General features: G+C 78.4%; 1 pseudogene. It reads left to right on the forward strand.

The features are described 5' to 3' along the window. Positions 1-573, forward strand: a pseudogene (locus tag E4099_RS34745) (hypothetical protein); the annotation flags it as partial.

Genomic DNA, 573 nt, shown 5'->3' on the forward strand with positions numbered 1-573 from the left:
GACCAGCCCTGGCGCCCCCGCCCGTACCCGATGGCGGGGGACGGCACCGGTGACCCGGCCGCCGGCGGCGGCGGTCAGGGCAACGGCTCCGGCGGTCAGGGCTGGGGCTGGGGTGGCCAGGGCGGCTCCGGCGGCCAGGGTGGTTCCGGCGGCGGCTCCGGTGACCAGGGCGGCTGGGGTGGTTCCGGCGGCCAGGGAGGCCAGGGTGGCTCCGGCGATCAGGGCCAGGGCGCCGGCGGAGGACAGCCGCAGCAGCCTCCGACCTGGGGCAGCCAGTGGAGCAGCCGGCAGCCCGGGCGCCAGGGCGGTGGGTTCGGCCAGGGCCCTGGCGAGCGTCCCACCGGTCCGAACGGGCAGCGCGGGCCCGGCGGTCCGCGCTGGGACCCCAACGACCCGGCGCAACGGCGTGCCCGCTACGCGCTGCTCGCCGGCATGTGGGGCTTCTTCTTCGCCCTGTTCAGCCTGCCGGAGATCGCCATGCTGCTGGGCGCGCTGTCGGTCTACTGGGGCATCAGCTCGCTGCGGGCCAAGCCGCGCCGCCCCGAGCCCGCTCCGGCGCCCGCCCCCTTCAAC

Source organism: Streptomyces palmae, assembly GCF_004684805.1.
In the GTDB taxonomy this organism is placed as follows: Bacteria; Actinomycetota; Actinomycetes; order Streptomycetales; family Streptomycetaceae; genus Streptomyces; species Streptomyces palmae.